Genomic DNA, 1,482 nt, shown 5'->3' on the forward strand with positions numbered 1-1,482 from the left:
CTACGGTCAGGTGGTAACACGCGCGCGTTTTGGAGCCGCCAAGGGCAAGACGGAGTGTGAGCATGTGAACATCGGTCCTGTAGTCGGTGCTGCAAATCTAAATGCACAGCGGGCATGGGTGCCCGAAAGGCCGCATATTCTAAGGAATATCCGGACTTTTGCAAATGACTTTTTCCGGCGCCTATGGCATGCCGTGCAGATTTGCATATAGAGCCGTCGATGAAAACGGCCAGTCAGCTCCCGCCGAGTGCGGGTTTGCTGTTGATCCCGCATCCTTGCGGGGCCTGCGCCGGTGCGACGACCGGCCAGTTATTTACATTTTTGGCATCCCGCCGCCGGGCAACATACCGCCCATGCCGCGCATCATTTTCGCCATTCCGCCTTTGGCGGTGAATTTCTTCATCATCTTCTGCATCTGCTTGTGCTGCTTGATCAAGCGACCGATGTCCTGCACCTGAGTGCCGGAACCCATGGCGATCCGGCGCTTGCGCGAACCGCTGATCAGCTCAGGGTCGCGGCGCTCGGCCGGGGTCATGGAGTTGATGATGGCTTCCATCTGCTTGAACTGCTTCTCTGCGGCGTTCTGGGCATTGCCCATCTGCGACAGGTTGACGCCGCCGATGCTCGGCAGTTTGTCCATGAGGCCACCGAGGCCGCCCATGTTCTTCATCTGTTGCAACTGATCGCGGAAGTCTTCGAGATCGAAGCCCTTGCCCTTCTTCAGCTTCTTGGCCAGTTTGTCGGCCTTGTCCTTGTCGAGGGTCGCTTCGGCCTGTTCGATCAGGCTGAGCACGTCGCCCATGCCGAGAATCCGCGAAGCGATACGCTCAGGGTGGAACGGATCGAGCGCTTCGCTCTTCTCGCCCATACCGATGAACTTGATCGGCTTGCCGGTGATGGCGCGCACCGACAGTGCGGCACCGCCACGGGCATCGCCGTCGACCTTGGTCAGGATCACACCGGTCAGCGGCAGTGCATCACCGAAGGCCTTGGCCGTGTTGGCCGCGTCCTGACCGGTCATGGCGTCGACCACGAAGAGGGTTTCGACCGGGTTGATCGCGGCGTGCAGCGCCTTGATCTCGCCCATCATCTCTTCGTCGATGTGCAGACGACCGGCGGTGTCGACGATGACCACATCAATAAACTTGAGCTTTGCTTCTTTTATAGCCGCAGTGGCGATGTCGACCGGCTTCTGGCTCAGGTCGGACGGGAAGAACGTCACGCCGATGTCGTTGGCCAGGGTTTCCAGCTGTTTAATAGCCGCGGGACGGTAGACGTCCGCCGACACGACCATGACCGACTTCTTCTTGCGCTCTTTAAGGAAGCGCGCAAGTTTGCCGGCGGTGGTGGTTTTACCGGCGCCCTGCAAACCGGCCATCAGAATCACGGCGGGTGGCACGGCGCTCAGGTTCAAGTCTTCGTTGGCCGCGCCCATCAGGCTTTCGAGTTCGGCCTGGACGATCTTCACGAACGCCTGGCCCG

General features: G+C 59.9%; 1 protein-coding gene and 1 pseudogene. Both read right to left on the bottom strand.

Going from position 1 to position 1,482, the window contains the following annotated elements; genetic code table 11:
* Positions 1-64, bottom strand: a pseudogene (gene rpsP, locus ACIOVB_RS27390) (30S ribosomal protein S16); the annotation flags it as partial.
* Between the two features lie 249 nt (positions 65-313).
* The coding region (ffh, locus tag ACIOVB_RS27395; RefSeq protein ID WP_401272262.1) for a signal recognition particle protein at positions 314-1,482 on the bottom strand (1,169 nt) is incomplete at its 5' end.

The organism is Pseudomonas sp. NPDC087639, assembly GCF_044743385.1.
GTDB lineage: Bacteria > Pseudomonadota > Gammaproteobacteria > Pseudomonadales > Pseudomonadaceae > Aquipseudomonas.